This window comes from Arthrobacter sp. NPDC058288, assembly GCF_042880995.1.
Classification (GTDB): Bacteria; Actinomycetota; Actinomycetes; order Actinomycetales; family Micrococcaceae; genus Arthrobacter.
In genome coordinates, this window is sequence record NZ_JBHVYH010000008.1 from 230,805 (window position 1) to 256,233 (window position 25,429).

At 64.3% G+C, this 25,429-nt stretch carries 23 protein-coding genes; 10 read left to right on the forward strand and 13 right to left on the reverse strand.

Features of this window, described 5'->3' with window-relative positions; translation table 11 throughout:
- The first annotated feature begins 24 nt into the window (after positions 1 to 24).
- Positions 25 to 624, forward strand: coding sequence for a TetR/AcrR family transcriptional regulator (locus ACFVWT_RS19315; protein WP_390250664.1), 600 nt, complete (start codon positions 25 to 27; stop codon positions 622 to 624).
- Positions 625 to 686: 62 nt separating this feature from the next.
- Here the strand turns inward: ACFVWT_RS19315 and ACFVWT_RS19320 are convergent, their stop codons facing one another.
- The 8 genes from ACFVWT_RS19320 to ACFVWT_RS19355 all read right to left on the reverse strand — a co-directional run bounded on the left by ACFVWT_RS19320 (position 687) and on the right by ACFVWT_RS19355 (position 7,222).
- On the reverse strand, positions 687 to 1,097 hold the full coding sequence (locus tag ACFVWT_RS19320) for a four-helix bundle copper-binding protein (protein ID WP_390250666.1): 411 nt from the start codon (positions 1,095 to 1,097) through the stop codon (positions 687 to 689).
- 456 nt (positions 1,098 to 1,553) lie between these two features.
- On the reverse strand, positions 1,554 to 2,438 hold the full coding sequence (locus ACFVWT_RS19325; RefSeq protein ID WP_390250668.1) for a F510_1955 family glycosylhydrolase: 885 nt from the start codon (positions 2,436 to 2,438) through the stop codon (positions 1,554 to 1,556).
- 75 nt (positions 2,439 to 2,513) lie between these two features.
- Positions 2,514 to 3,161, reverse strand: coding sequence for a DUF305 domain-containing protein (locus ACFVWT_RS19330; protein ID WP_390250670.1), 648 nt, complete (start codon positions 3,159 to 3,161; stop codon positions 2,514 to 2,516).
- 142 nt (positions 3,162 to 3,303) lie between these two features.
- A complete protein-coding gene (locus tag ACFVWT_RS19335; protein WP_390250672.1) occupies positions 3,304 to 3,780 on the reverse strand; it encodes a hypothetical protein in 477 nt (158 codons plus the stop codon).
- A 168-nt stretch (positions 3,781 to 3,948) separates the two neighbouring features.
- Positions 3,949 to 6,231, reverse strand: a complete 2,283-nt coding sequence (locus ACFVWT_RS19340) for a heavy metal translocating P-type ATPase (RefSeq protein WP_390250744.1) — start codon at positions 6,229 to 6,231, stop codon at positions 3,949 to 3,951.
- A 50-nt stretch (positions 6,232 to 6,281) separates the two neighbouring features.
- The gene (locus tag ACFVWT_RS19345) at positions 6,282 to 6,515 is read right to left on the reverse strand and encodes a heavy-metal-associated domain-containing protein (protein WP_390250674.1); all 234 of its coding nucleotides are present in this window, start codon (positions 6,513 to 6,515) and stop codon (positions 6,282 to 6,284) included.
- An 18-nt stretch (positions 6,516 to 6,533) separates the two neighbouring features.
- On the reverse strand, positions 6,534 to 6,851 hold the full coding sequence (locus ACFVWT_RS19350) for a metal-sensitive transcriptional regulator (RefSeq protein WP_390250676.1): 318 nt from the start codon (positions 6,849 to 6,851) through the stop codon (positions 6,534 to 6,536).
- Positions 6,852 to 6,901: 50 nt separating this feature from the next.
- Positions 6,902 to 7,222: a heavy-metal-associated domain-containing protein gene (locus tag ACFVWT_RS19355; RefSeq protein WP_390250678.1), complete on the reverse strand. Its 321-nt coding sequence runs from the start codon at positions 7,220 to 7,222 to the stop codon at positions 6,902 to 6,904.
- Positions 7,223 to 7,530: 308 nt separating this feature from the next.
- Between ACFVWT_RS19355 and ACFVWT_RS19360 the strand changes: the two genes are divergently transcribed.
- From ACFVWT_RS19360 to ACFVWT_RS19380, 5 genes are all read left to right on the forward strand, one after another.
- Positions 7,531 to 10,068 (forward strand): heavy metal translocating P-type ATPase, encoded by a 2,538-nt coding sequence (locus ACFVWT_RS19360; RefSeq protein ID WP_390250680.1) that lies wholly within the window; start codon positions 7,531 to 7,533, stop codon positions 10,066 to 10,068.
- Between the two features lie 682 nt (positions 10,069 to 10,750).
- Positions 10,751 to 11,008, forward strand: coding sequence for an SHOCT domain-containing protein (locus tag ACFVWT_RS19365; RefSeq protein WP_390250682.1), 258 nt, complete (start codon positions 10,751 to 10,753; stop codon positions 11,006 to 11,008).
- Positions 11,008 to 12,471: a multicopper oxidase family protein gene (locus ACFVWT_RS19370; RefSeq protein WP_390250684.1), complete on the forward strand. Its 1,464-nt coding sequence runs from the start codon at positions 11,008 to 11,010 to the stop codon at positions 12,469 to 12,471. Before ACFVWT_RS19365 ends, ACFVWT_RS19370 begins: the two co-directional genes overlap by 1 nt.
- A gap of 403 nt (positions 12,472 to 12,874) precedes the next feature.
- Positions 12,875 to 14,137 carry an MFS transporter gene (locus ACFVWT_RS19375; protein ID WP_390250686.1) on the forward strand — a complete coding sequence of 421 codons (1,263 nt, stop codon included), beginning with the start codon at positions 12,875 to 12,877 and terminating at the stop codon, positions 14,135 to 14,137.
- Complete coding sequence (locus ACFVWT_RS19380) at positions 14,121 to 14,498, forward strand: ArsR/SmtB family transcription factor (RefSeq protein WP_390250688.1); 378 nt, start codon at positions 14,121 to 14,123, stop codon at positions 14,496 to 14,498. Before ACFVWT_RS19375 ends, ACFVWT_RS19380 begins: the two co-directional genes overlap by 17 nt.
- Before the next feature lie 169 nt (positions 14,499 to 14,667).
- On the opposite strand, the gene ACFVWT_RS19385 is transcribed toward ACFVWT_RS19380, so the two are convergent.
- Positions 14,668 to 15,057: a heavy metal-responsive transcriptional regulator gene (locus tag ACFVWT_RS19385; RefSeq protein WP_390250746.1), complete on the reverse strand. Its 390-nt coding sequence runs from the start codon at positions 15,055 to 15,057 to the stop codon at positions 14,668 to 14,670.
- A gap of 218 nt (positions 15,058 to 15,275) precedes the next feature.
- Here ACFVWT_RS19385 and merA point away from each other — a divergent pair, with 218 nt between their 5' ends.
- Positions 15,276 to 16,718, forward strand: coding sequence for a mercury(II) reductase (gene merA / locus ACFVWT_RS19390; RefSeq protein ID WP_390250690.1), 1,443 nt, complete (start codon positions 15,276 to 15,278; stop codon positions 16,716 to 16,718).
- A 242-nt stretch (positions 16,719 to 16,960) separates the two neighbouring features.
- Complete coding sequence (locus ACFVWT_RS19395; RefSeq protein WP_390250692.1) at positions 16,961 to 17,551, forward strand: recombinase family protein; 591 nt, start codon at positions 16,961 to 16,963, stop codon at positions 17,549 to 17,551.
- Between the two features lie 91 nt (positions 17,552 to 17,642).
- On the opposite strand, the gene ACFVWT_RS19400 is transcribed toward ACFVWT_RS19395, so the two are convergent.
- Together ACFVWT_RS19400 and ACFVWT_RS19405 are read right to left on the reverse strand one after the other, a co-directional pair.
- Positions 17,643 to 18,560 carry an S-4TM family putative pore-forming effector gene (locus ACFVWT_RS19400; protein ID WP_390250694.1) on the reverse strand — a complete coding sequence of 306 codons (918 nt, stop codon included), beginning with the start codon at positions 18,558 to 18,560 and terminating at the stop codon, positions 17,643 to 17,645.
- On the reverse strand, positions 18,557 to 19,444 hold the full coding sequence (locus tag ACFVWT_RS19405; RefSeq protein WP_390250696.1) for a hypothetical protein: 888 nt from the start codon (positions 19,442 to 19,444) through the stop codon (positions 18,557 to 18,559). Before ACFVWT_RS19405 ends, ACFVWT_RS19400 begins: the two co-directional genes overlap by 4 nt.
- A gap of 704 nt (positions 19,445 to 20,148) precedes the next feature.
- Between ACFVWT_RS19405 and ACFVWT_RS19410 the strand changes: the two genes are divergently transcribed.
- Positions 20,149 to 21,147: a DUF559 domain-containing protein gene (locus tag ACFVWT_RS19410; protein ID WP_390250698.1), complete on the forward strand. Its 999-nt coding sequence runs from the start codon at positions 20,149 to 20,151 to the stop codon at positions 21,145 to 21,147.
- Between the two features lie 72 nt (positions 21,148 to 21,219).
- The gene (locus tag ACFVWT_RS19415; RefSeq protein WP_390250700.1) at positions 21,220 to 21,750 is read left to right on the forward strand and encodes a hypothetical protein; all 531 of its coding nucleotides are present in this window, start codon (positions 21,220 to 21,222) and stop codon (positions 21,748 to 21,750) included.
- Positions 21,751 to 22,730: 980 nt separating this feature from the next.
- Here ACFVWT_RS19415 and istB read toward each other — a convergent pair.
- A complete protein-coding gene (gene istB / locus ACFVWT_RS19420) occupies positions 22,731 to 23,546 on the reverse strand; it encodes an IS21-like element helper ATPase IstB (protein ID WP_390250703.1) in 816 nt (271 codons plus the stop codon).
- A complete protein-coding gene (gene istA / locus ACFVWT_RS19425) occupies positions 23,543 to 25,231 on the reverse strand; it encodes an IS21 family transposase (protein ID WP_390250706.1) in 1,689 nt (562 codons plus the stop codon). Before istA ends, istB begins: the two co-directional genes overlap by 4 nt.
- Positions 25,232 to 25,429: the final 198 nt, after the last annotated feature.

A 25,429-nucleotide genomic window follows, 5' to 3' on the forward strand; every position in this document is an offset into this window, starting at 1 on the left:
TGCGCCGGGTTGTATATTGTGATGATGCCGAAGCTGTGGAATGAGACCGTCGAGACGCACCGCAGTGCCGTGCGGACCGCCATTCTGGACGCGACAGCTGCGCTGGTGGCCGGGCACGGCCTGGCCTCGGTGACGATGTCGCAGATCGCCCAGACGGCAGGCATCGGACGGGCGACCCTGTACAAGTACTTTCCGGATGTGGACGCCATTCTCGCGGCATGGCACGAACGCCAGATCCACGCCCACCTGGAGGAGCTGGCCCGGGTCAGGGACCGCAGCTCCGGTCCGTCCCGGCAGCTTGAAGCCGTTCTGGAGGCTTACGCCCTGATGTCCCACTCCGGCCACGGCGGTGCCGACGCGGCACGGCTGCATCAGGGCGCACATGTCGGGCGGGCTCAGCAGCACCTCATTGAATTCGTGGCGGATCTGCTTCGGGCGGGAGCAGAGGCAGGGGACTTCCGCAGCGATGTCGCCCCGGACGAGCTCGCAGGCTACTGCCTCCATGCCCTGGAAGCCGCCGGCGCACTGACGTCCCGCGACGGCGTGCATCGGCTCGTCAACGTCACCCTGACCGGGCTCCAACCACCGCCGCCCACCCGGATGAACGAAGATCCGGCGCACTGAAAAGCCCGGTTAGAATCCCGCAGCCCAGAGCGGACGCACCCTGCCTGCTACCAGCCGGCCGCTCAGGCCATTGAGGTCAGGAGGGCAGCGCAGGCCGCTTCGCAGCGGCGGCAGGCTTCTGCACAGATCCTGCAGTGTTCGTGCATGCCGGCGTGCCGCTCGCACTCTTGGGCACACGCCGCGCAGGCAGCCCGGCAGGCTTCCAGTACAGCGCGGATGATGTCCGCGTCGGTGCCGGTTTGGCGGGACAGAATATTGCCGGTTGCGGCGCAGATGTCGGAGCAGTCCAGGTCCATGCGGATGCACGCGACGAGGTCCGCGAGCATGTCCTCGGCCAGGCAGGCATCGGCGCAGGCGGTACAGGTCTGGGCGCACTGAAAGCACGCGGCAATGCACTCCGTCAGTTTGTCCTTCTCGAGCGTTCCCGCACCTTGGGGGTGGGCATCGAGCATGGCACTGATGTGGTGGGTCATGACGCGGCTCCTTGTCGCTGCTGGTGGGGCGGCCGGCCGTTCCCGGCCGTCACGCCCCACCCTAGCCTTGCAGTCTCAGCCCGTCAGCCCCCTTGCACCAGCGGTGCGCTGACCCGCGATCGGGCACGCTGGCGCGGTATCAACTTCACCCGCACGATGGACAGACCCGGGAGGACGAGAGGCCGGATGAACGCACCGACTGCCTCGCCGCCCGGATCTGGTCCGGTCGGCCGGTTCCGCGCCCTGTATTGCTCTCATCCGGAGCTGGTGCTGGCTTAATTCCTGGCGGAGGAGGATCCACACCACGCTCCGAGCATCATCCCGAAACGCCGTCCTGCCGTGATGCCCGACCGCGCCGGCGCCTGCCGGTCGGCCTGGCCCGGGATAGGCCAGAGCGTGAGGGCTGCTGCAATGCGTACCCCTCCGGCCAGGACGGTGAACGGGTCGCGCGTCGTGTCAGGCGGCGTCGGCGGGCCGGAACGTGGTTCCGCCGTCTGTGGAGACGACGATGCCCTCAGCGGTGGCGGCCCAGATCCGCGGCTTGCCGTCGGCGCCCTTCACGGCTGCGATGGCCTGGACTTCCGTGTCGATCCGGCCTTTCCGGGTCCAGGTCAGCCCGCCGTCGGCGGAGATGTGCACCGTCCCGTCGGGTTCGACACCGGCCGCCTCGGTGGGGTTGGCGAATGCGGCGAACTGGATGACGGGGCCGGATTTCTCCAGCGTCCAGGTCTTGCCGGCGTCGGTTGAGCGCTGGATCCCCTCCGGAGTCGTGGCCAGGACCGTGTCGGTGTCGGGGTGGCCGGCCAGTACTGCGGGGGCGAAACCGGCCGATACCGTGGTCCAGGTCTTGCCGTCGGGGCTGGTGCGCAGGGTCCCGTCGGACGCCACGATCCCGGATTTCGTGGTGGTGAGGGCGTGGAAGTCGGATTCACCTTGCCGGGAGAGCTGTTCCCAGGTCTTGCCTCCGTCGACGGATCTGATCAGCCCGAGCGGGTTGGGCAGGTCGGAGCCTGGCCCGGGGTGCCCGGAGGCGTAGAAGGTGCCCTCGCCCTGGCCGGCGGTGAAGCCCATCAGGTCGTTGGTGCCGCCTATTTTTGCGGCTGGTTGATTGGTGACGTCGAACAGGCCGTCGTGGGTGGCCAGGAGGACCTGGCTGGTGTCGCCGCTGACGGTGAGCCCGTGGACGTGGGCGCTGGGCAGGCCAGTGTCCGCTTGCCGTGTCGGTGAGGCGCCGGCGGAGGGTTCGGAGGCCGGTGCGCAGGCGGCCAGGCCGAGAACGAGGGCGGCTGCGGCCGCTGTGACTGTTGCGGCGCGGGGACGGTTCGTGGGCAGGAAAGGCATGGGAAACTCCGGAGTCTATGTGAGGGGGACGAGGGAGGGCCGGCACCGGAGCGGTCCGGTGCCGGCCCGGGCAGGTCAGAGCTTGGCGAGCAGGGCCTGCATTTCCTGGATTTCCGCTTCCTGGGCGGTCACGATGGCCTTGCTGAGGTTGACGGCATCGGGGTTTTTGCCCTCGGTGTTTTCGGTCTTAGCCATCATGACGGCGCCTTGATGGTGGGCGATCATCTGGTTCAGGAAGAGTCTGGCCGCGTCGGTGCCCTGGGCGGCGTCGAGTTTCGTCATGTCCGCGTCGCTCATCATGCCGTCCATGCCGCCGCCCATGCCTTGGGTGGGCATGGCGTGGCCGGTGGGAGCCTGGGTGGGCTCGTTCCAGCTCGTGAGCCAGCCGGTCATCGTGTCGATTTCCGGTCCCTGGGCGGCCTTGATCCTGGTGGCCAGGGCCGTCACCTCTGCCGGGATGTCCTTCTTGGCCAGCATCATGTCGCTCATCTCCACCGCCTGGGTGTGGTGCGGGATCATCATCTGGGCAAACATGGTGTCGGCCGTGTTGTGGTCAGCGGCCGCGTCGGGTGTGCTGCTGGCCGGCGCGGAGCTGGAACTGCCGTGGTTCATGCCCGGGGTGGACGTGCCGGTGGATCCGGTTCCGGTTCCGGTTGAGCATCCGGCCAGCGTGATCGCGGCGGCAACGGCGGTGGCGGAAAGGGTTAGAAGCTTCTTGTTCATGGAAAATCAGGTCCTTCAAAGACATCAGTGGGCGCAACGGCGCCCGACGGGAGGATGGTGCATCAAATGGATGCGGCAGGCGCGCCCGAAGCGGGCGGCCGGTAGGAGTGCACGCCGGATAAGGTCACGGCGGTGTCCTGTTTTACGTCCGGCTGATGGATAGCTCACCCGGTGAAGGACCGCCGGGGAGGTAGGAATAGGCGTTAGGGCGCGCGCCCGCCAGCCCGGCGCCGGGGATGACACCGAACAGCGTGGTGCCGGGCAGCGGGGCGGTCAGGGAACCGCTTTTCGCCGACGGGGTGCAGGACACCGTCATGGTCTGCATGCTGGTGCAGCTGCCGGAGCACGGCTCGGAGGGGCTTCCGGTCACGTCCTGCACGGACGCCTCCTGGGTTGAGTGCCCGCCGGAGACCTGATGCCCGGAATGGCCATCAGGCGGGGATGCAGTGTTATGGACCGCGCCCGCGGTGGTCGTCGTCATGGCGGCCGGGGAGGGCATGGAGTGGTCGCCGGTCATCACGTGCATGCCGAGGATCCCGGCAATGACGGCCAGAACCGCGGCCAGCCCGCCCGCACGGCGCAGGAAGGTCATCACAAGGCGCTTCGCTGATGCGGTCATGACGGCGTTCCTCCCTCCGTGCGTGTCTGGATGATTTCAAGGCTACCGGTCCGGTCGGGCCGGAGTGTCCGGTTCAGCCCGTCCCCGGTTCAACGAACCCGGGCCGGGTTCAGTTTCACGCGGCCGTGCAGCTGGGCGTCCGGGGCAACAACCATGGCGGCCGATCCTTCATCCGATATCGTGGCTGACCGCCACCGGGCGGGTCGCATTCATGGGCGCGGGCGCCGACGGCTGGTTCTCCAGTCTGCCGAAGCGGCGCAGGCGCAGTGAGTTGCTCACGACCAGGACTGAGCTTGCGGCCATCGCGGCACCGGCGATCATCGGGTTGAGCAGTCCCAGGGCCGCGACCGGGATACCGATGGCGTTGTAGAAGAAGGCCCAGAAGAGGTTGCCCTTGATCGTGGCCAGTGTCTTCCGGGAGAGTTCGATGGCCTGGGCGACCTGGCCCAGGTCGTTGCCCATGACCGTGAGGTCGGCGGCCGCGATGGCGACGTCCGTGCCGCTGCCCATCGCGATGCCCAGGTCTGCCTGCGCCAGGGCCGCGGCGTCGTTGACACCGTCGCCGGCCATTGCCACGGTGGCTCCGGAAGCCTGAAGCTGCCGAACCACCTGGACTTTGCCTTCCGGCAGGACACCCGCCATGACATCTTCGGCCGGGATCCCTACCTCGGCGGCGACGGCGGCCGCGACGGCGGCATTGTCTCCGGTCAGCAGGACCGGCCGCAACCCGAGGGTCTTGAGCTTGCTGATCGCTGCCGCGGAACCGTCCTTGATGGTGTCCGTGAGGCTGATCGTACCGGCGGCCACGCCGTCGATGCCCACCCAGATAACCGTCGCTCCGGCATCCTCCAGTGCCTCCAGCGCGGCGTAGTGGCCGGCGGTGAGGTCGATGCCGTTGGCCTGCAGCCAGCCCGCGCGTCCGGCCACGACCTGCCTTCCGTCCACGGTTCCGAGGACGCCTCCGCCGGGTGCGCTGTCGAAGCCGGTGACCGGCAGCAGCGGACCCTTGGCCTTGGCGGCGCGGGCAATGGCGCCGGCGATGGGATGTTCGCTGGCCGCTTCCACCGCGCCGGCGAAGGCCAGGATCTCGTCGTCGCTGGAGTCTGTGAAGTTGTGAATTCCCGCCACGGAGAGCCGGCCGGTGGTCACCGTGCCGGTTTTGTCGAGCACGATGGTGTCAACCGTCCGGGTGTCTTCGAGGACCTGTGGGCCCCTGATCAGGATGCCCATCTGGGCTCCGCGGCCGGTTCCGGTCAGCAGCGCCGTCGGCGTGGCCAGGCCAAGAGCACACGGGCAGGCGATGACGAGAACCGCGACCGCTGCGGTAAACGCCGCCTGCAGGTCCCCGCCGGCGAGTATCCACACAGCAAACGTGGCTGCGGCAATGGCCAGGACGACGGGGACGAAGATTGCGCTGATCCGGTCGGCCAGCCGGGCAATGGGTGCCTTGCCGCTTTGGGCCTGGCTGACCAGCTTCCCCATCTGGGCGAGCGTTGTTTCGCTGCCGACCCGGGTGGCCTTCACCAGGAGCCGCCCGTTGGTGTTGATCGTGGCCCCGGTCACGGTGTCCTCGACCCCTACTTCCACCGGAAGGGACTCTCCGGTGATCAGCGAGGTGTCGATCGCACTGTTCCCGTCGACGACGAACCCGTCGGTGGCGATCTTCTCGCCCGGGCGGACGAGGAAGATGTCCCCTGGCTGGAGCCGCTCCGCGGGAACCTGGATCTCTACACCGTCGCGGACGACCGTGGCTTCCTTGGCGCCGAGATTCAACAGTGCCTTCAGGGCGTTCCCGGCGCGCTGTTTGGCGTTGGCCTCCAGGTACCTGCCCAGCAGCAGGAAGGTGGTCACCACGGCTGCGACTTCGAAGTACAGGGTGTGGGCGCTCATCTCCATTCCGGTGTGCTCGGTCAGGGACGGGTCCGCGAAGAGCTGCCAGCTGGAGAACAGGAAGGCTGCGCTCACGCCGATGGAGACGAGTGTGTCCATCGTAGATGCGAGGTGCCGGGCGTTGATGGCCGCGGCACGGTGGAAGGGCCAGGCTGCCCAGCTGACCACGGGAAGGCTGAGGGCGAAGGCCCACCAGCCCCAGTGCGGGAACTGGGCGGCGGGAATCATGGAAATGATGACCACGGGCAGGGTGAGAACGGCAGCAAGGATCAACCGGGGACGTAGCGTCGCGGACGCTGCCGGTGCGGTGCGGGCTTCATCCGGCAGGCCGGGAAGTTCGCCATCCCTGTCCTGATCCGGCCCGCCGGCCCGGGTGCCGGATCCGGCCTTGAGGCGGGCCGTGTATCCGGTGGCCGTGACGGTGTCGATGATCTGCTGGTCGGTGACGGTGTCCGGCACCGTCACGTGGGCCGATTCAAGGGGAAGGTTGACGCTTGCCTGGACGCCGTCGAGTTTTCCGAGCTTGCGCTCAACCCTGGCCACGCAGGAGGCGCAGGTCATGCCCTGGATATCGAGCTCAATGATCCGTGTATTGGTCAGGGTTTCCGAGGTCACTCTCTCGCCCCCGGGGCAACGACGGCGTAGCCGGCTTCGGCGACAGCTTCGCCGATTTCCTTCGGGTCCAGCTCGGCGGCGGAGGTGATGGTGGCAACGGAGATGCCGTCCTTGTGCAGGTCGACTGCGACGTCCTGGACGCCGTCGAGTCCCTGCAGTTCCTCGGTGACCGAGGCGACGCAGTGACTGCAGTCCATGCCAGAAATGTTGACAGTGGTGTTAACGCTCATGGTGATTGTCCTTCGTTCCTAGCGCAGCAGCCGCGCGATCGCGTCCGACGCTTCCTTGACTTTCGCTCCCCCGGCTTCGGGGGACTCGGCAGCGGCCTTGACCACGCAATGGCCGATGTGATCTTCGAGCAGCCCGATGCTGACCGCGTGCAGGGCCTTGTTAACGGCCGCGACCTGGGTCAGGATGTCGATGCAGTACGAGTCCTCGTCGACCATGCGGGCAATTCCCCGCACCTGACCTTCAATGCGCTTGAGTCGTCGCAGGTAGGCAGCCTTGTCCGCGGCATACCCGTTGGGCGAAGGTGTGGCGGGACTGGCCTCAGTGATATCGCTCATGAGATCTCCTTCAACGGGGGCGGCGGGCGGCAGGGATGGTCGGTTGGGGTTTACTTTGTGCCGGTCAGGACGTAGCCGGAGGAGCGTACGGCGTCAGCCAGGGCCGCGACATTCGCGGCGCCGGTCACAGTGAGCTGTGACGTACCGCCCGGAACCAGGTCAACGGCAGCGAATTCGACGCCCGGCACTGTCGATACGGCCGTTTCCACGGTCTGTACGCAGTGCCCGCAGGTCAGTCCCTCCAGGGCGTATTGCGTTCCGGATACCACTGCAGCGTCAGCCTGTTTCTCCGTGGCGGGAGAGCAGCAGCTGCAGCCCTGCTGCGCAGTTGTGGCGAGGGGGAGTTGGGTTCGGGATTCGGTTCCACACATGTCAGTTTTCCTTCGGGGAGAGGATGGAAAGGCTGTTGGGGTTGAACGGCTGTAACGGCCTGGGCCTGGACAAACCACTTCACTGACAACGCTCCTAGTATACCCCCTAGGGGTATCGTGTGCAAGGGTCGGCGCCCCGGGACAGGCTGCCATGGGAGAAAGGTCGGAAACGAGTCGGTACCGAAGGAAGCACCTTGACGGATACCCCTAGGGGGTATAAGTTCGGCGTAACCGAACGGGCCGCAAATGTTCGCGCCCGACATGCAGTCCTCGGCCGTCCCGGCGTCATCTGATCTAGGGGAGAAGCAATGACTACATTGAAAAGCACCGTCGTGGAGGTCAGGGGGTTGCAGTGGGCCACTTCCAAGGCAGTCGTGGAAAACGTGCTGCTCCGGCAGCCAGGAATCGCCGCAGTTGACGCCAACCCGGTCGCGCAGACCGCCACCGTGAGCTTCGACCCGTCCCGGACATCCGTGGAACAGATCTCCGGGTGGGTCCGGGACTGCGGGTACCACTGCCGGGGCGAATCGGTCCCGGACCACATCTGCTACCCGATGACCGGAACAGCCCACCCGTCCGCGGCCCCGGACGCCCCCTTCATTGAAACCGGCACCGGCCACCCACCCACCGGCCACCCGCTCTCCGGACACGTCCGGAAGATCGGAAACACGGGTCACGTCACGGCAACCGCAGAGGATCATGCCGGGCACGTTCGCCCGGCGGCGGAAGGCCACGCCGGCCACGGCCCCGCCCAGCCAGGTGCAATGCCCCGCACCCCGCAGGACGTGATGGGCCACGGCGGACACCACGCCGGAATGTCCATGGACGACATGGTTAAGGACATGCGCAACCGGTTCCTGGTCGCCGCTGTTCTGTCCATCGGCGTCACGCTGTGGTCCCCCATGGGCCGGAATATGTTCGGCTTCACCGCCCCGGCCCCGTTCGGGCTCCGTGACGACGTCATCGCCTTGATCCTGTCCCTGCCCGTTATCTTCTACTCGGCCTGGATCTTCTTCGACGGTGCCTACCGCGCACTAAAGGCGAGGACCCTGGACATGATGGTCCTGGTGGCGATCGCCGTGGGCACAGGCTGGATCTACAGCGTCTGGGTCACCCTCACCGGCGGAGGAGAGGTCTTCTACGAAGCGGCCACCGTCCTGACATCCTTCGTCCTCCTGGGCCACTGGTTCGAAATGCGCGCCCGCGGCGGAGCCAACGAGGCCATCCGCACCCTTTTGGAACTCGCCCCGCCGGCCGCGGTCGTCATCCGCGACGGTGAAACCGTCGAGATCCCCACCTCCGACGTCCAGACCGGAGACCTCCTGCTGATCCGGCCCGGATCGAAAATTCCCGTCGACGGCGAAGTCGAAGAGGGCCAGTCCGAGGTGGACGAGTCCATGGTCACCGGCGAAAGCCTCCCCGTCGCCAAAACGGCCGGATCCGCAGTGATCGGCGCCTCAATCAACACCACCGGCACCTTGCGTGTCCGCGCCACCAAAGTCGGCGCCGACACCGCATTGGCCCAAATCGTGACCCTCGTCCAGGAAGCCCAGAACTCCAAGGCTCCGGGCCAGCGGCTGGCCGACAGGGCCGCGTTCTGGCTGGTCCTGGTCGCCTTGATCGGCGGAACCCTGACCTTCGGCGCATGGCTCGCCATGGGCGCCGGGGTGCAGGCCGCCATGCTCTTTGCCATCACCGTCGTGGTGATCACCTGCCCGGATGCCCTCGGCCTCGCCACCCCGACGGCCGTCATGGTCGGAACCGGTCTGGGCGCCAAACGGGGTGTCCTGTTTAAGAACGCCACTGCCCTGGAAACCTCTGCCCGGATCGATACCGTCGTGATGGACAAGACCGGCACCCTGACCAAGGGCGAACCGGAAGTCACCGACGTCGTCGTCGAGGGAATCGGCGAAAACGAACTCCTGGCCCTGGTCGCCGCGGTGGAGCAGGAATCCGAACACCCCCTCGCTGCGGCCGTGGTCCGGCACGCCCGCGAACACGGCGCACCCGTCCTGGCGGCCTCGGACTTCCTCAACGTTCCCGGTCACGGGGCCGGCGCGACCGTGGACGGGCGCCGGGTCCTGGTCGGCAACCGCAAACTCATGGCCAACGAAGGCATCGACCTTGGCCCCCTGGCCGCCGCCCGCGATGACCTGGCCGCCACCGGCAGGACCGCGGTCCTCGCCGCCGTCGACGGCAAGGCCGCCGCCGTGATTGCGCTGGCCGATGCCGCCCGTGAAACAGCCGCACCCGCCGTGGCCGCCCTGCACGAGGCCGGGATCGAAGTGGTCATGCTGACAGGAGACAACGAAGCCACCGCCCGAAGGATCGCCGGCCAGCTCGGCATCGACGCCGTCATCGCTGAAGTCCTGCCCGGAGACAAATCGGCCAAAATCGCCGAGCTGCAACGGGCCGGGAAGAAAGTCGCGATGGTCGGCGACGGCGTCAACGACGCCCCCGCCCTGGCCCAGGCAGATCTCGGGATCGCCATCGGTGCAGGCACGGATGTTGCCATCGAAACGGCCGACGTGGTCCTGATGCGCTCAGACCCGCTGGACGTGCCCATCGCGCTGCGGATCGGTAAAGGAACCCTTCGGAAAATGCGGCAGAACCTGGGCTGGGCCGTCGGCTACAACGCCATCGCCCTCCCCATCGCCGCCGGCGTCTTCGCCTTCGCCGGACTTGTCCTCAGCCCCGAAATTGCCGCCCTCTCGATGTCCGGATCCAGTTTCCTCGTGGCCATCAACGCCCTGCTGCTCAAAAGACTCCGTCTTCCCCGGCCCGGAACTCCCGAACCCACCGCTCCGCAACCATCGCGCCCCCTTGCCCCGGCCGCAGGCCGGTAGAACCACACCTACGAATTCCAGTGCGATGTGGCGATTGGGCGTATCCGCTCTGCTCTCAGCCGGGCGGGTGCTTCGACGTGGAGACAGGCGCAACGAGCACCTGTAAGAACAGCCCAGCCTCGGGATTGCGGCCACGTGGCTCCTGGGAATTGGTGAGCGTCCTCGCGGCAGGCCGCGTCAACCGGCGTCCCGCGGAGGAAGCCCGGGACAGCTGACACCGCCTGGCGGTGCTTCTCAGGAACGGCGCCCGTCGGCGTTGACTTCAACGGCGCCGACGGGACCGGCGCTTTCAGCCACCGCTCCGGGACAGTCCGCCGTTTAAATCGGGGACGGCCTCGCAGGTCCTGACCGCAGTCTCGCCTTGCCTCCTTGGCGACTGCGTCATACAAAGCGTTCGCTCGCTGTTCCAGCATCCCGACCTCTGATCGACTGTGACCTGGCAAGCGACGGCAGCGGCTGTTTCTCTGGATATTGCGGACTGCCTCATCTGGCGTGTGGCCTCATCGTAACGCCGGGTACGGAGCGGCGATAAGGGAGCATCACCCGCTCTCTGTCCTCAGCGGAAGCCGCCGCCGGAGGGCGCTGGGGGCATGCGGGCGAAGAGGCCTTCGGGCTCTACCGGTAGGCCATGATCTGCCAGAGAATCGGAATATCAACGGTCTTAGGCGAAAGGGCGCCGGTCATGATGTGGGGCTACGGCACGAATATGGGCTGGATGTGGCTGTGGGGCATCCTCCTGCTCGTCGGGATTGCGCTGCTGGTACTGGTCGCGGTGCGCATGTTTGCCGCAAGCGGGAGTCACGGCGGGATGCAGGGACCGCCGGGGCCCTACCCCGGCAGGAGCCGGGCCCGGCAGATCCTCGATGAACGCTTTGCCCGGGGTGAGCTGACCGCGGAGCAATACCGCGAGCAGCTGAAGGTGCTCGGCGAGGACCAATAGTGCGCCCAATCAGCCGCCGGAACGCGCTCCTGCTGGGAGGCCTCGGTACGGCAGCCATAGCCGCCGGCGGAGCCGGGCTCTGGTGGACGGCCAGTTCCCGGTTCTCCCCCGTAGCGGGCGTGGAATTCACTGAGCCGGACGCGCTGCGCAGCAGCAATGGACGGTTGCAGGTCCGGCTCGAGGCTTCGCCGGGGCCGGTCCAGCTCGGCGGCCAACAGGCATCGGCGCTGGGCTACAACGGAGGAGTCCCCGGTCCAACCCTGCACTTGCGGGCTGGAGACGTGCTCGCCGTCGAGCTGGTCAACAGCATGGCCGTCCCGACCAACCTGCATGTCCACGGACTCCACGTCTCACCCCAGGGCAACGGAGACAACGTTTTCGTAGTGGTCCAGCCGGGCCACTCATTCAGCTATGAGTACCGGCTGCCCGCGGACCACCCGCCCGGCGTGTACTGGTACCACCCCCACCATCACGGCATGGTCGCGGACCAGATTTTCGCCGGCCTCTTTGGCGCGATCATCGTCGAGGACACCGACCCCCCGGCCACCAGCCGGGAACGCATCATGGTCGTCTCTGACATCACCCTGGACGGGTCCGGAACCGTCCCCGACACCTCGCCCATGGACCGGATGCTCGGCCGGGAAGGTGAACTTGTCCTGGTCAACGGACAAAGCAACCCGAAACTCACCGCCCGGCCGGGCGAGCGTGAGCGGTGGCGCATCGTGAACACCTGCGTGGCCCGCTACCTGCGGCTGCGCCTGGACGGGCAGCAGATGCAGCTCCTCGGCATGGATTCCGGCCGCTTCCCCACACCCCGGGACATGGAAGAGCTGCTGCTCGCGCCGGGCAACCGTGCAGATGTCCTGGTCACAGCTGCCGCGGGCGACACCACTCTCAGAGCCGTCTACCACAACCGCGGCGGCATGGCCGCCATGATGGGACCGGCAGGCCCAGACCCGAACGGCGGCCAGGGCACAGCGGAAATCGTGCTGGCGACCCTCTCGGTGTCCGGCGCCCCGACCGCTTTTCTTCCGGCGGTCCCGGCCCAGCCTGCACCGGCAGATCTGAGGGCCGCGGCCGTTGCCGCGCACAGGCAGTTGACCTTAGCCGTCGGTGGCATGGGTATGGGGATGGGGATGATGAGTTTCACCATCAACGGCCGTGAATTCAACCCAAGCCGGACGGACACTACCGTGGCCGCGCAGACAGTGGAGGAGTGGACCCTGATAAATCCCAGCCCGATGGACCATCCTTTTCATCTGCATGTCTGGCCGATGCAGATTGTCGAGCAACCAGACACCGCCCCGGACGCAACCCTCTGGCGGGACGTCGTCAACATACCCGCCAACGGACAGGTGAGAGTCAGGATCAATTTCAAGGATTTCACGGGGCGCTCCGTGTATCACTGCCATATCCTGGACCACGAGGACCAAGGAATGATGGGAGTAGTCGAAGTCCGCTAGCAGCCGGCAGCAAGTATCCCGGCGCCGGCCCGGCGAACGCTCAGCCTGTCGACCATTTTCCTGCCGCTGCGCTCCCTCCCGCCGAATCGAACGGCACGGCTGTGGACTTCGGAGCTTTTTGGCGGTGTTTTCTTGGCGTATTTTGTCGTCAGTTGCCGATGACGAGGGTACTGGCGGCTGCTTCGATGACGTCGTCGGTGATGGTTTCGAGTTGGTTGATCTTCAGCAGCGGCACCACCGCCGCCTCAGGGGTGCCGTCCCCAACACCGCCGCCGCGGCACCCGCATCCCGGCCAAGGCGGTCACGGGTGGGAACATCGGCTCTGACCGCAGATCAGGGTGGCCGAAAGTCGACTAAGGTAAGTGCATAGACGCGCACGTATGCACTTAAGAGAGTTGGCCTGATGTTAGCGGTTCTGCGGAATGTGACCTACCGGCGGCTGTTCGCCGCCCAGATCGTGGCCCTGATCGGCACCGGCCTGCTCACGGTGGCCCTCGGGCTGCTGGCCTACGACCTGGCCGGCTCGAACGCCGGGGCGGTCTTGGGCACAGCCCTGACGATCAAGATGCTGGCCTACGTGGGCCTGGCCCCGGTAATCAACGCACTGGTGGCCCGGCTGCCGAAAAAGCCGGTGCTGATCGGGGCGGACCTGATCCGCGCGGCCATGGCACTGTGCCTGCCCTTCATCACCGACACCTGGCAGATCTACGTCGTGATCTTCCTGCTGCAGTCCGCCTCCGCGACCTTCACCCCGGCCTTCCAGTCCCTGATCCCCACCATCCTGAAGGACGAGCGCGACTACACCCGAGCGTTGTCCCTCTCCAGGCTGGCCTACGACATGGAAGCCCTGGTCAGCCCGGCCCTTGCGGCGTTGCTGCTGACCCTGATCAGCTACAACAACCTGTTCATCGGCACCGTTGCCGGGTTCCTGTTCTCGGCCTTCATGGTCACCATCACGGTCCTGCCCCGGATTTCCGCCCCGGCCGGCCCGCAGACGTCCCTGTGGCACCGGACCACCCTGGGCGCACGGATCTTCTGGCGCAACCGGCGCCTGCGGTCCCTGCTGGCACTGAACCTCGTGGTCGCGGCCCCGACGGCGCTGGTGCTCGTCAACACCGTGGTCTACGTCCGTGACGTCTTGCACCGCCCCGACACGGACCTGGCGCTGGCCTTAGCCTGCTTCGGTGTTGGCTCGATGATCATCGCCCTGTCAGCGCCCCGGGTCCTGGACCGCTTCGGGGACCGTGCCGTGATGCTCACCGGCGCCGCACTGATCCCCGCCGTGCTGGCCGGCGCCACAGTCCTGACCTTTTTGGGGGCCGGCGGCCCCGGGTGGTGGCTGTTGTTGGGGCTGTGGTTCCTGCTCGGCGCGGCGAACTCCATGATCCTCACGCCCTCCTCCCGGCTGCTGCGCGATGCTTCCACCGAGGAAACCCGGCCCTACGTCTTCACCGCGCAGTTCTCCCTCTCCCACGCCTGCTACATCCTGACCTACCCGGTGGCCGGCTGGATCGGAGCCGCCGCCGGACTGGGCTGGGCCGCGCTGGCGCTGACAATTATTGCGATGATAGGCAGTGCAGGTGCATTCCTGTCCTGGCCCCGGCACACCGCCGCGGCATCCCAGGAACCAGCCACTGAGGAGCAGAGTGTTGAGCAGCCGGCGTAGCAACGCGTTCAACACCGCACCCGGGGAATCCTCCCTGGCCCACCCGGTCACCCCGGGCCCGGAGCTGCTCGAAACAGCCGCAGGTACGCTGCGGATGCTCGCCGAACCCACCCGCCTGCACCTGCTCTGGCAGCTCTCCACCGGCCCCAAAACCGTCACCGAACTCGCCGACGCGTCCGGGGCGCCCCGGACCGTGGTCAGCCAACACCTGGCCAAACTCCGGCTCAGCGGCCTCGTTGACACCCGCAAGAACGGCCGGCACGTCATCTATTCCCTCCACGACGGGCACCTGGTTCGGCTCATCCGCGAAACCATCAACCACGCAGACCACCGGATGACCGGGGAACCGGCCCACGACTGACGCCTCTCCCCATGCCGGTAACCCGCCGCCGCCATCGAAAGCACTGACCACTGAGCTGGACCCGCCAAATGGCGCTGACAAAACAACGCCAAATACCGCTGCGATTCACAGCGCTCCTTGGGCCAGTCGGAATTCAGCGGCGCAGGAGGAGCTCCGGATCTAGCCGGGTTTAGAGGTAGCTGCAGATGCGTTCGGGGTCGCAGGCTGCGGGGTCTCCGGCGGCCGCGGCATCATGAAATTCGGCAACGGTTGCACGCAGTGCCGTGAGTTCTGCGATCCGGGCGTCGAGATCGTGGAGCTGTTGGGCCAGCAGATCCCGGACGTGTACGCAGGGGGCCTGGCCGATGTCCCGGACGGAGAGGATGTCACCGATCTGGGCAAGAGTCAGTCCGGCGGTGCGGCCGCGGCGGATGAATTCCAGCCGGCTGACTGTTTCCTGGGCGTAGTCGCGGTATCCGTTCGGTGCCCTGTCTGCGGCCGGCAACAGGCCGCGGTCCTCGTAGAACCGCAGCGTCTTGGCCGTCATGCCGGCGGCTGCGGCAGTTTCGCCAATACGCATCATGCACCTCTCGTCCCGGGGGATTCCCTCTTGACCTTCCAGTTTAGTGGAAGGTCAAGAGGGGTAGGAACCTGTGGGTGCCGCCCCGGGCCGGGAGAGCGGAGTCAGCCTCTTGACCTTCCCCCATGGTGGAAGGCGCAGACTGGGGGCAGACCCATACACGAGGCACCGTTGCGGGCATTCCGGGACGGCGCTGCTGTACGACTTTGGAGGATTTTATGTCTGAACCAACACCTGATTTTGATCTGGCCGTCATCGGCTCCGGCGGCGGGGCGTTCGCGGCCGCGATCCGGGCGACCAGCCTGGGCAAACGCGTCCTGATGATCGAGCGTTCCACCGTCGGCGGAACCTGCGTGAACACCGGCTGCGTTCCCTCCAAAGCACTCCTCGCGGCGGCCGAGGCCCGGCATGTTGCCCTGGACGCGTCCGGCCGGTTCCCCGGCATCAGCGCATCAGCCGCCCCGGTGGACATGGCCGGGCTGATCGGCGGGAAGCGTTCCCTGGTGGAGACGATGCGTTCGGATAAGTACGTGGACCTGATCGCGGAGTACGGCTGGGAGCTGCGCCAGGGCGATGCCGTGTTCGCTGGCACCCAGGACGATCCGGTCCTTGAAATCACCGGGCAGGACGGGACCCGGGAATCTGTGAGGGCCGCGCACTATCTGATGGCCACCGGCTCCACCCCGTGGGCGCCACCGATCGACGGGCTGCAGGATACGGGCTACCTGACCTCCACCACGGCGATGGAACTCGATGAGGTACCTGAATCCCTGCTGGTCATCGGCGGCGGGTACGTGGCCCTGGAACAAGCCCAGCTCTTCGCCCGGCTCGGGTCCAAGGTCACCATGCTGGTCCGCTCCCGCCTGGCCTCCGCGGAGGAACCCGAGGCCTCCCGGGCCCTGATGGGCGTCTTCGCCGACGAGGGGATCCGCGTCGTCCGCCGGGCGGCCGTGTCCTCCGTGCGCACGGACCCGGCCACCGGCGGGATCATCGCGACCGCGGCCGTCTCCGGCGGCAACCAGGAATTCCGGGCCGCCAGGGTGCTGGTCGCCACGGGACGCCGGCCGGTCACGGAGGGCCTGAACCTGGCCGGGGTCGGCGTCAAGACCGGGGACGGCGACGAAATCCTCGTGCAGAACACCCTGGCCAGCACCAACCCCAGGATCTGGGCCGCCGGGGACGTGACCGGACACCGCGAATTCGTCTACGTCGCAGCCGCCCACGGCTCCCTGGTGGCGGAGAACGCGTTCATCAACGCCGGCCGCGAGGTCGACTACCGGCACCTGCCCCGGGTCACCTTCACCAGCCCGGCCCTGGCCGCGGTCGGGATGACCGACAAGGAAGCCAACGAGGCCGGCATCCGGTGCGAATGCCGGGTCCTGCCCCTGGAATACGTGCCCCGGGCCCTCGTGAACAGGGACACCCGCGGCTTCATCAAGATCGTCGCCGACGCCGACACCGGACGGATCGTGGGAATCACCGCCGTCGCCAAGGACGCCGGGGACCTCGCCGCGGCCGGGGTCTACATCCTGGAAGCCGGGATGACCGTGAACCAGGTCGCAAACCTGTGGAGCCCCTACCTGACGATGGCCGAAGGCCTCAAAATCGCCGCCCAGTCCTTCACCACGGACGTCTCCAAGCTCTCCTGCTGCGCCTCCTGACACCTGCCCCTCCACACGGAAGAAGACCTCCATTAGCACGAACTTCATCGACCTCACCGAGCGTCTGACCTGACAGGACACCGGCATCGACCTCGCACGATCGCTGCCCCCTGCTTGGACGAGCAGTGCAGACGACTTCTGACATTCCGTGCAGACGTCTTCTGAAACTGACATCCTATTCTTAGTCAAAACTGGTTGCCGAAAAGAAAGCCGGTCAAAAGGGTCATGGGAGGGTTTTTGACGTGTCCAGGAACGTAGTCGGCTATGCGAGAGTCAGTACACGTGGTCAGTCACTCGATTCGCAGGTGGACGCGTTGGTGGCGGCCGGAGCAGTCCGCGTCTTTCAGGAGTACGCGTCTGGGGCTACCCAGGCAAGGGCGCGGTGGAAGGACTGCTTGGATTATCTGCAGCCGGGCAACGTGCTGTTGGTCGCGGATCTGACCAGGTTAGGCCGTAGTACCTCCGACCTTGCGGACATCGTTACAGTGCTGGGTCAGCGGGGGATAGGCTTCCGTTCCCTGACTGAACCTTGGCTGGATACGACTAGTGCCCACGGCAAGCTGATCTTTGACATGTTCGCTTCCCTCGCTGAGTACGAACGATCGCGGCTGTCGGAAAGAACTAAGGCTGGGCTGGCGGCAGCTAAAGCGCGAGGCCGGCTTGGCGGCCGCCCGCGGTCGATGACACCAGGGAAACTGGAAACGGCCCGGCAGTTGCGCAATGAAGGAAAGACCTTAAAGGAAACGGCTGAGCGGCTTAGCGTCAGCGTTTCATCACTGACCCGTGCTCTTAGTCGCAATGACCTCTCCGACGTTGCAGATGCAGCTGCCTAGCGCTTTTCGTCATGGAACAGCCGTCGTCTGGGACACCGACATTGCGGATGCTGGCATCTGCCGAGAGTTGGCGGTGGGACAGACGAGTACGTCAGGCGGTGCGACCGTGGCGTGCGGCTTCTTCCTTTAGATAGTCGGCGCTTGCACGCATTGCGGATTCGTTCCGGTGGCGACGTAAGTTGTCGAGCCAGTCGGGGATATGGGCGTTGGACTGACGTATTTGGAGAATGCGGTCCTGCACGGTCCGGCAGTCCTTCACAGTTACAGCGCCAGGGTTCTCCATACCGCGTTGCCAGAGTTTGAGGACCTTGGACTCAGTCTTTGCCTTTATGTCCGAGCTCTCGTGATTGGCGCGTATCGCTTCGATGAGTTCACGTGCGGGACTCAGGAGAGGCACGAGCACAGCGACCAGCGCATCGACCAGCGACAGGCCTGCTACGCCGGCGACTGTGAATCCTGAGAAGACGAGGGCAAGGAGCGCTGCTAGAAGGCAGGCTGCGTAGTAGCGATGTGTTGACGAGCCCCATCCGAGGTTGCTGCGCTGACAGATCAGGACATCCAAGGGGTAAATGACGGGTCGCGGATCTGGGTACCAGTCCTTGGTCCGGTTGCCTTTGTACCGGGAGGCCGCTTCTGCGACGAGGGTGGGGGAGATGCGGTCGACGGCGAAGTCATTAGTGGGGATGCCAAAGACGTGAGTGTCGAACTCCTCTTGGACACTCGCAGCTTCACGACGACGGCGTTTCTCTCTGCTGCTGCCAATAACGGACCACAAGAAAGTGATCGCTCCGCCGACAGCGCCGACCGTCTGGCGAGCTCCCGGAAATGCAAGGGCAATCGCGATGGTGGCGACTGCCAGAAGGACGACTGTGATCACGCGACCGTCATGTAGCACTTTCGCGTCCGTGTACAAGCGTGACTGGGCAGCCAAAAGCCGGCGAGAATATTCAGTGTTCTGGGCGACCGCAATGGGAGTCCGGGCCTCGGCCGCCATACCGCCGTTTGTCATGCAGAGTACGGTTCGCAGTAAGGGAAACTAGGGCCCCAGATGGCGGAAAGCGCCTGATTCATCTCATAGCGCTCTGATACTCCGGCTGCCCAGGCAGTGTAAGCCTTGTCTAAGTTTCTGTGGAGGTCGCGGACTCGGGCTATTGACGTCAGGCGGCTGCTTTCTGAGGAGCATGCATGGATGCGGGAGACAAGTCCGGTGGGGTCGTTCATCGCTGCAAGATTCGTGGTGATCAGCTTGTTGGCAATGACCTTCAGCGAGGATAGGGGCCAGATGAAGTCATTGTTTTTTCCGTGCTCGGCGCTACGCATTTCCAGGTAGAACGATGAGATCGGTACACCGTGCTGGTACTTCCATGCCTTGAGCAGGCGAGCCAGTTGCCGCACGTTTCCATTGCGCTGCCGATCGATGTCAGCGACAAATTTCGTGTGAGCCTTGGGTGCAGCTTCTCGCCATTCACCGCCTAGGGAGGGGATGGAAACCACCCGATCGTCATCCGAAGTTCCCCGGATCAGGTAGGCCGGGGTGATTTCGTATCGAGTGACCAGGCCTGGGAACTGGACGGTTACCGTCGGGCGGGAGATGCTGACGCTACTCGCCTCATACAACTCGTCCTTTAACAGCTGCCGAATGTTGTTGAGGATGGTTGTGGAAGAAAGGGGCTTGTCTTCAAAATGGATTCTTGCGATGTAGTCCACGTCGCTGTGAGGCGTGATCGCAGTTCCATGCTGGAACGACCCGCTCTGGTAAAACGCGATCAGCCGGTACTTGCTGTTCAGGACGTCGTACAGCCGCTGTCGGTAACGGCGTACCTCTGCCTTCTCCCAATCATTTGGAGCGCGATCAGCCAGATACTGGTTGATGCCTTCCCATAGCTGGACCACTAGTTGTCTCCTTGGCTTGTCGTCTGAGAAATCCTATGGGCTGGCGCCGACATATTCGTCGAGGTTCACCAGCTGGGCAGATACTGCAGCCCTTCTGATAGGTCCGCCGACCTAAGCCAAACCAGGTGATGGGCTGTCTCTCTTTGTCTGATGCCTCATCTAACATCCTTCAAATAGGCAGTATTCGGAGAACTTTTGATGGGGGCATTGTGAAAGCACTTGAGGACTGGCCAGCACTTACGCCGGAAGTGCGTACACAATTGGGCCTTTCCCGGCGCGCACCAAAGCCAGAGACTACGGTTGCAGCCAGGCATCCGGAAGTTCTGGACATGTGGGGCGACGAGAATCTATTCGGCCCCAACGACATTCCAGCCTCATCACCGGTGAAGGTCCGTTGGGTATGCAGGCAGGGGCACAGGTTCGTGGAATCAGCAGTGGTCCAATGTGGTGCTGTCTCAGCCTGGCGTCGCCAGGGCGGAGGCTCCCGAGCATGTCTTACCTGCCTGGGGGAGCAAGAACACGGTTGGGTCCGCCTCGAGTGCGGACACGAAGTCATCGCCAAACCAGGCGCCGAAAACATGTCGATGTGCCGTCCATGCCGGACTGCTTCCTTTGCTGCGAGGAAAACGAAAACTGAGCCAAGATATCCAATCGGCACAGTCATCCAATCGCGGAACCACACAACCTCTCAGGCCGAGCAACGAGTGAGAGACAAACTCGTCGCCGCAGGATTCGCCGTGCACAAGGGACGGAGCGCCATTCAGTGCGGCCATGAGCCTCGGCGCAACAATTTTCCCATCCTTACTCCGGACATTCTGATCTCTAAGAGCAAAGTCTGTGTTGAAGTTGACCCCGCATATACCCATGCCAGCAAGGAAGAGGATGACAGAACACGTAATCAGCTGCTCGCCGCTGCCGGCTGGCAGGTGGTGCGTCTAAGAATGGGCGGACTTCGGGCCGTCGGAGAGCACGACGTTCTGGCTGAATCTGAAAGCATTACCAATGAAGCAATTGAGGCTCTGGCATCAGCCGTTTCTGATGCAGTGGCAGGCCGTCCTGGAGTTATCCGAAGGATCGGGAAAAAAGCTCCCGCCACTGTTCGGCAGAAGTCTCGATTGGGTGCCATTGCTGAACACAAGTACTACGAAAACGCATTTTACGTCTCATGGCAGCTGAACTCTGGACGAGTACAGCGCATGGTGGCAATGGACAAGGGGCACTACCTTGCCATTGCAGAAGGCTGGGACCCGCCGCAGTTTATCTGCCACCTCGGGCTGGATGAGCTGCCAAGAATCCAATGGCGTACTGCCTTGCAGGAGATTTTGGCACAAATGTCAGATACAGATTTTGTGCCGAGGTCAAGGTTCCCTTGGGGCGACGAGCTCTTCATTGGAGAGCAGGCATCAACAGTCCGCGTACACCCAAAGTTCTATTTGGGTGCTTCAGCATGGGAGCTCACAGCCAACATCGTCGGAGCAAACGTCTTCTCTGGGACTGCAATATGTGCCGATAGAGATGTTCAGGCGGAGCTTCACCCAGAGGCCGTCCAGCGGGGCTGGCGGATAGCAGCGGTTGGCCAATGCAAGGGAAAGTACGGGGATTACCAGGAAATCCAACTACTCTGGCGATCACCGTTGCAGGCGCCGACGGGGCTTGATGAAACTGAGGCGCTTGCTGCAAGCGACAACGTCGTCAGCCAATGACTGCCCGACGAGTGACGATGAAAGCCCTAGCATTCTTCACCACCCGGGACATTTAAGGGGAATGCTGTGTCTATGGCTATCTATCTTGGTGACCTGAAGCGCGCTCATAGTCGATGCCGAAGGGCAACTGAAAGCGGGTTTGAGTTGTTCCTCGCGGAACCCTTAATATCCGATCTTGGGTGGCCAGAAAACGTGATTGAGCAGATGCTGTGGGACCACGGCGAGACCGAACACTTCGTTCCGGATTATGGAGCTATCGATCTGACCCAGGTCGCATGGATGCGCGAGGCAATGCCTACAGAGCTAATTCAAAACGTTCCTACCGGTGCATCAGATCACGGGGCGATCGAAGATTACGCAAAAAATCCTGTTTATTGGGCCGAAAAAAGAGGAGCAGCTGTTGTTGACTCTTGGGATCAGAATGGGACCTGGCTTGTACCGCCCCTGCTCATCTCCCGAGACTTACTGAAGTCAGGCGCCAAGGGATGGCAGCTGATTGAAGGACGCACACGTGTAGGCGTGCTTCGCGGCCGAGTTGCCCGACAGCTGCATGTGGCAACGCACCACGATACCTGGGTAGGTAGGGGCCGGCCTGCCGGCTAGCAGGTCAACCCCGAGGGCAGACCATGGCTGCTCTGCCGCTGTCATTTCTCCACCAAGCATGGCGACAAAACCAGAAAAAGGCAGTGAAAAAGGTGTCTTCCGAGTTGTGGACCCTCTGCTTGGGTCTCGGCCGTCTCGTGCGCCCTGCTTCCAGCTTCCCGACTAGCTGAGGCACTGTCGGTGCCTACAGCGAAACCGTCCAGGGCGCCTGGACCCGGCGCGCAATGAAGTCAGCCTGGAAGGGGGAAACTCTTTCCACATCATGCTGGGCTGCGCTCTGCGGCACGCGTCGCGCGGCCCGTGCCATCCTTGGGATATGGCACGAACCTGGTTATCGGTGACGGTAGAGCTGCTTGAATATGTCAATCTGATCGGTGCCCGGCATGACGGCCTGAATGGTACCCACCTCACGACCGGTTTCGGCGCTAAAGTTCTGCAACCCCGTTGAAAGCGCCGCCTTCAGGGCGCTCACTGTCGTTTGGGGGCTGCAGCAACTACGCTCACCCTATGAATGGTCAATCGGGATCAGCGGGTGCAGCAGCGGGTAACCCCCATCGGCTGATCCGAGTGATGATGTATGTCTGCTGGTTGATACTGGCCGGCGTTTTCGTTTTGCTGGTCGCCGTAGGCAGTTTGTCCTTTGCGGCGTTGGCCGCGATGGGAGGCGCATTGCTCTGCCTCGGACTCGCTGGGCTTCTCCCTTTTAGGGTTTACCGAAAGAGGTTACAAGACCCGCAGGCGTCACTTTCCCGTGGAGCATTTGTACTTGCCATTGGATTGGGCGCGGTTGCCTTAGTGCTCATATTCTGGAGTACCTATCTTTAGCTTTCTGCTGACATGACGGGAACCATCCTTCGACCGCCTCACTCCCCAAACGAAATCAGACCCGCTATCCCTGCGGGCGGCTATGGACCAAGTGACCTTCGAGATGTCCACGTCCTCGGGGTAGCCATTGGCCGTTTGCGCTGCCTGGCCGCCTTTTAGCGGGCTGCTTGTTGGGCAAGTGTGGCGGCGAGCCGGTAGGAGTCCGTGCCGGTTTCGATAATGGTGCCGTTGAAGGTGAGCCGGTCAACGATCGCAGCGCAGAGTCGAGGGTCTGTGAAGGTCTTGGTCCAGCCTGAGAAGGATTCGTTGGAGGCGATCGCGATGGAGTTTTTCTCTTCCCGTTCGGTGAGCACCTGGAACAGCAGTTCAGCGCCGCGACGGTCCAGTTCCATATAGCCGAGTTCGTCAATGCAGAGCAGGTCCACTCGCCCGTAGCGCGCGATGGTCTTCGCCAGGACTTTTTCATCGGCGGCCTCCACGAGTTCATTCACTAACCTTGTGGCCAGCGTGTATTTGACGCGGTAGCCCTTCTCCGCCGCCGCGGTGCCCAGACCGATGAGGAGGTGGGACTTGCCCGTCCCGGAGTCACCGATTAGGCATAGGGGATGGCCCTTGCGGATCCATTCCCCGGTAGCAAGGGTGTTGATCGTGGCGGGGTTGATGATCGGGTTCGCATCGAAATCAAAGTCCCCGAGCCACTTGTCGCGTGGAAATCCGGCGGCCTTGACGCGGCGGATCGACGATCGGCGGTCCCGGTCATCACATTCCGCCAGGAGAAGCTCGGCGAGGAACCCCTGATACGTCAGCTGTTCTTTGCCGGCCACGGTCAGGGCCTCGTCGAGCACGGCACGGATCGTAGGCAGTCTGAGGCGCCGGCAGGCCTGATCGACAGCGGCGACGGCGGCCTGTTCCGTCAGGCCACGACGTCGGCGCAACGTGGGGGTGACCGGCGTGGGTGCGGTTGGGCTCATGAAACACTCTCCTGATTGATCGTCGATGGAGCGGATGCGCCGTGATGTTGCTCCGCCCGTTTGGCCAGCAGCTCGTCGTAGGCGTTCACGTTCGGCACCGGGCGCTGGTCTGCCGGCAGGCCAGCGATAACTGCCGCAGGATCAGCCAAGCGGCGCTGCGTGAGGCTGACAACGCGCTGCACTTTTGCTTTTGCTCGAGCAGGAGTGTGACGGTCTGAATCGGACCCACCCGAGCTGTTTGAGGCGTTTCGGCGCGCTTCGACGGCGACGACGTCAGCACTGACTGCCCCGACCGTGAGCGCCTTTTCGATGCCTGCGATGACATCATCGGCCGCCATGGAGCGGTGCAGGAGCAGAACATCGATGAGTTCACGGGTGCCGTCGGCGTCCCCGTTCACTTTCCGGGAATGTGCCCAGAAGGCTTCATGCTCGGCGGTGAAGACGCCGCACTGACGGGCCCGTGCCAGGGCGGTGGATCCGGCCATGGCGCCGGGCTTTGTCTTGAGTACTTCGAGGTAGTGATCAAGCTGCACGGAGCAACCGGTCCGGGCCGCTACCCGCTGGTGCCGGGCGATGAGAGTCCGTCCATCAAAAATGAGGACTTCGGAAGCGCGCAGGGAGACTCGGACCCTCCGATTGATGAATCTGACTGGGACGGAGTACTTCACCATCCGCACGGTCACCATGGATGAGCGGTCCACCCTGGGGTTCAGCACCAGACCGGGATCGAATGCCTCTGCCGGCAATGGATGCAGAAAGGGCCTTTCGTGGGCGAAGTCCTGACCGATGGTCCGGATCCGGCCATTGATGCGGCGGGCATTGTCGTCGTTCTCCCAACCCCGGATCCTTTCGTTAAGCTCGTCGAGCGACTTCACCACCGGCATCGGGGAGAGTCGGTTGCGTCGGAACCGGCCGACTTCCCCTTCGACCCCGCCCTTTTCATGGGCGCCGGCAATGCCGGGCTGACAGTAGAACGCATCGAACCCGTAGTGCGAGCGGAAGAGGGTCCAGCGTTCGTTCTCGGCTCGTCGGCGCCCCCTGCCGTTCAACACCGTGGACACGGCGGAGGTGAGGTTGTCATAGCGGATATGCCGGGTCGGCACCCCGCCGAGGGCTTCGAAGGCTTCCACGTGTCCCTGCAGAAATGCTTCTTGTGCCTGGGTCGGATAAATCCGGTGAATGGCCCTGCCCGAGTGAGAGAGCCAGAAAACGAACATGTGACATTTCGTCTTCACCCCGTCCAGGATCACCCAGACTTCGCCGAAATCAACCTCAGCCTCGGCCCCCGGCGCGTGCTCCTGCGGGACGAACACCTCCAGGCGGCGTCCGGCTGCCACATCAATCTCCGCCCGCCGCACACGCACATAGTCTCGCACGGTCGAGTACGACAACGACGTGGCACCGTGTTCCTCGATCAGCCTGGCCAACACACGTCGCGCCGTATGGCGCTGCTTGCGCGGAGCTGACAGGTCCTCGTTCAGCATCGCGTCGATGAGGGGTTTGAATGCGTCCAGCTTCGGCGATGCCCTGACCGGGATCTTCCTTGCCGGCGGAACAGGAGAGGCCAACGCGCGCCGGACCGTCTTCCGGGCTATTTGATAACGCTGTGCCAATGCCCTGATCGATAGCTCCTCGACCCGTGCGTCCCTGCGGATCTGCGCGAACAACTCCACTTTTGACCCCATCCGGACCCTCCCACATGTTGATTCCAAGACTGATGGAATCAACGGTGAAGGTGGGCACCAATCAAACCGTCACTAATGCCCGGCGAGTCGTGAGGTGGGTACCATTCAGGCCGTCATGCCGGGCACCGATCAGACTGTCACACGCAGCTGCTCGGCGGTCGTGGTGAGGAACTGTGGCCGTGGCCTGGGCGAATCTTT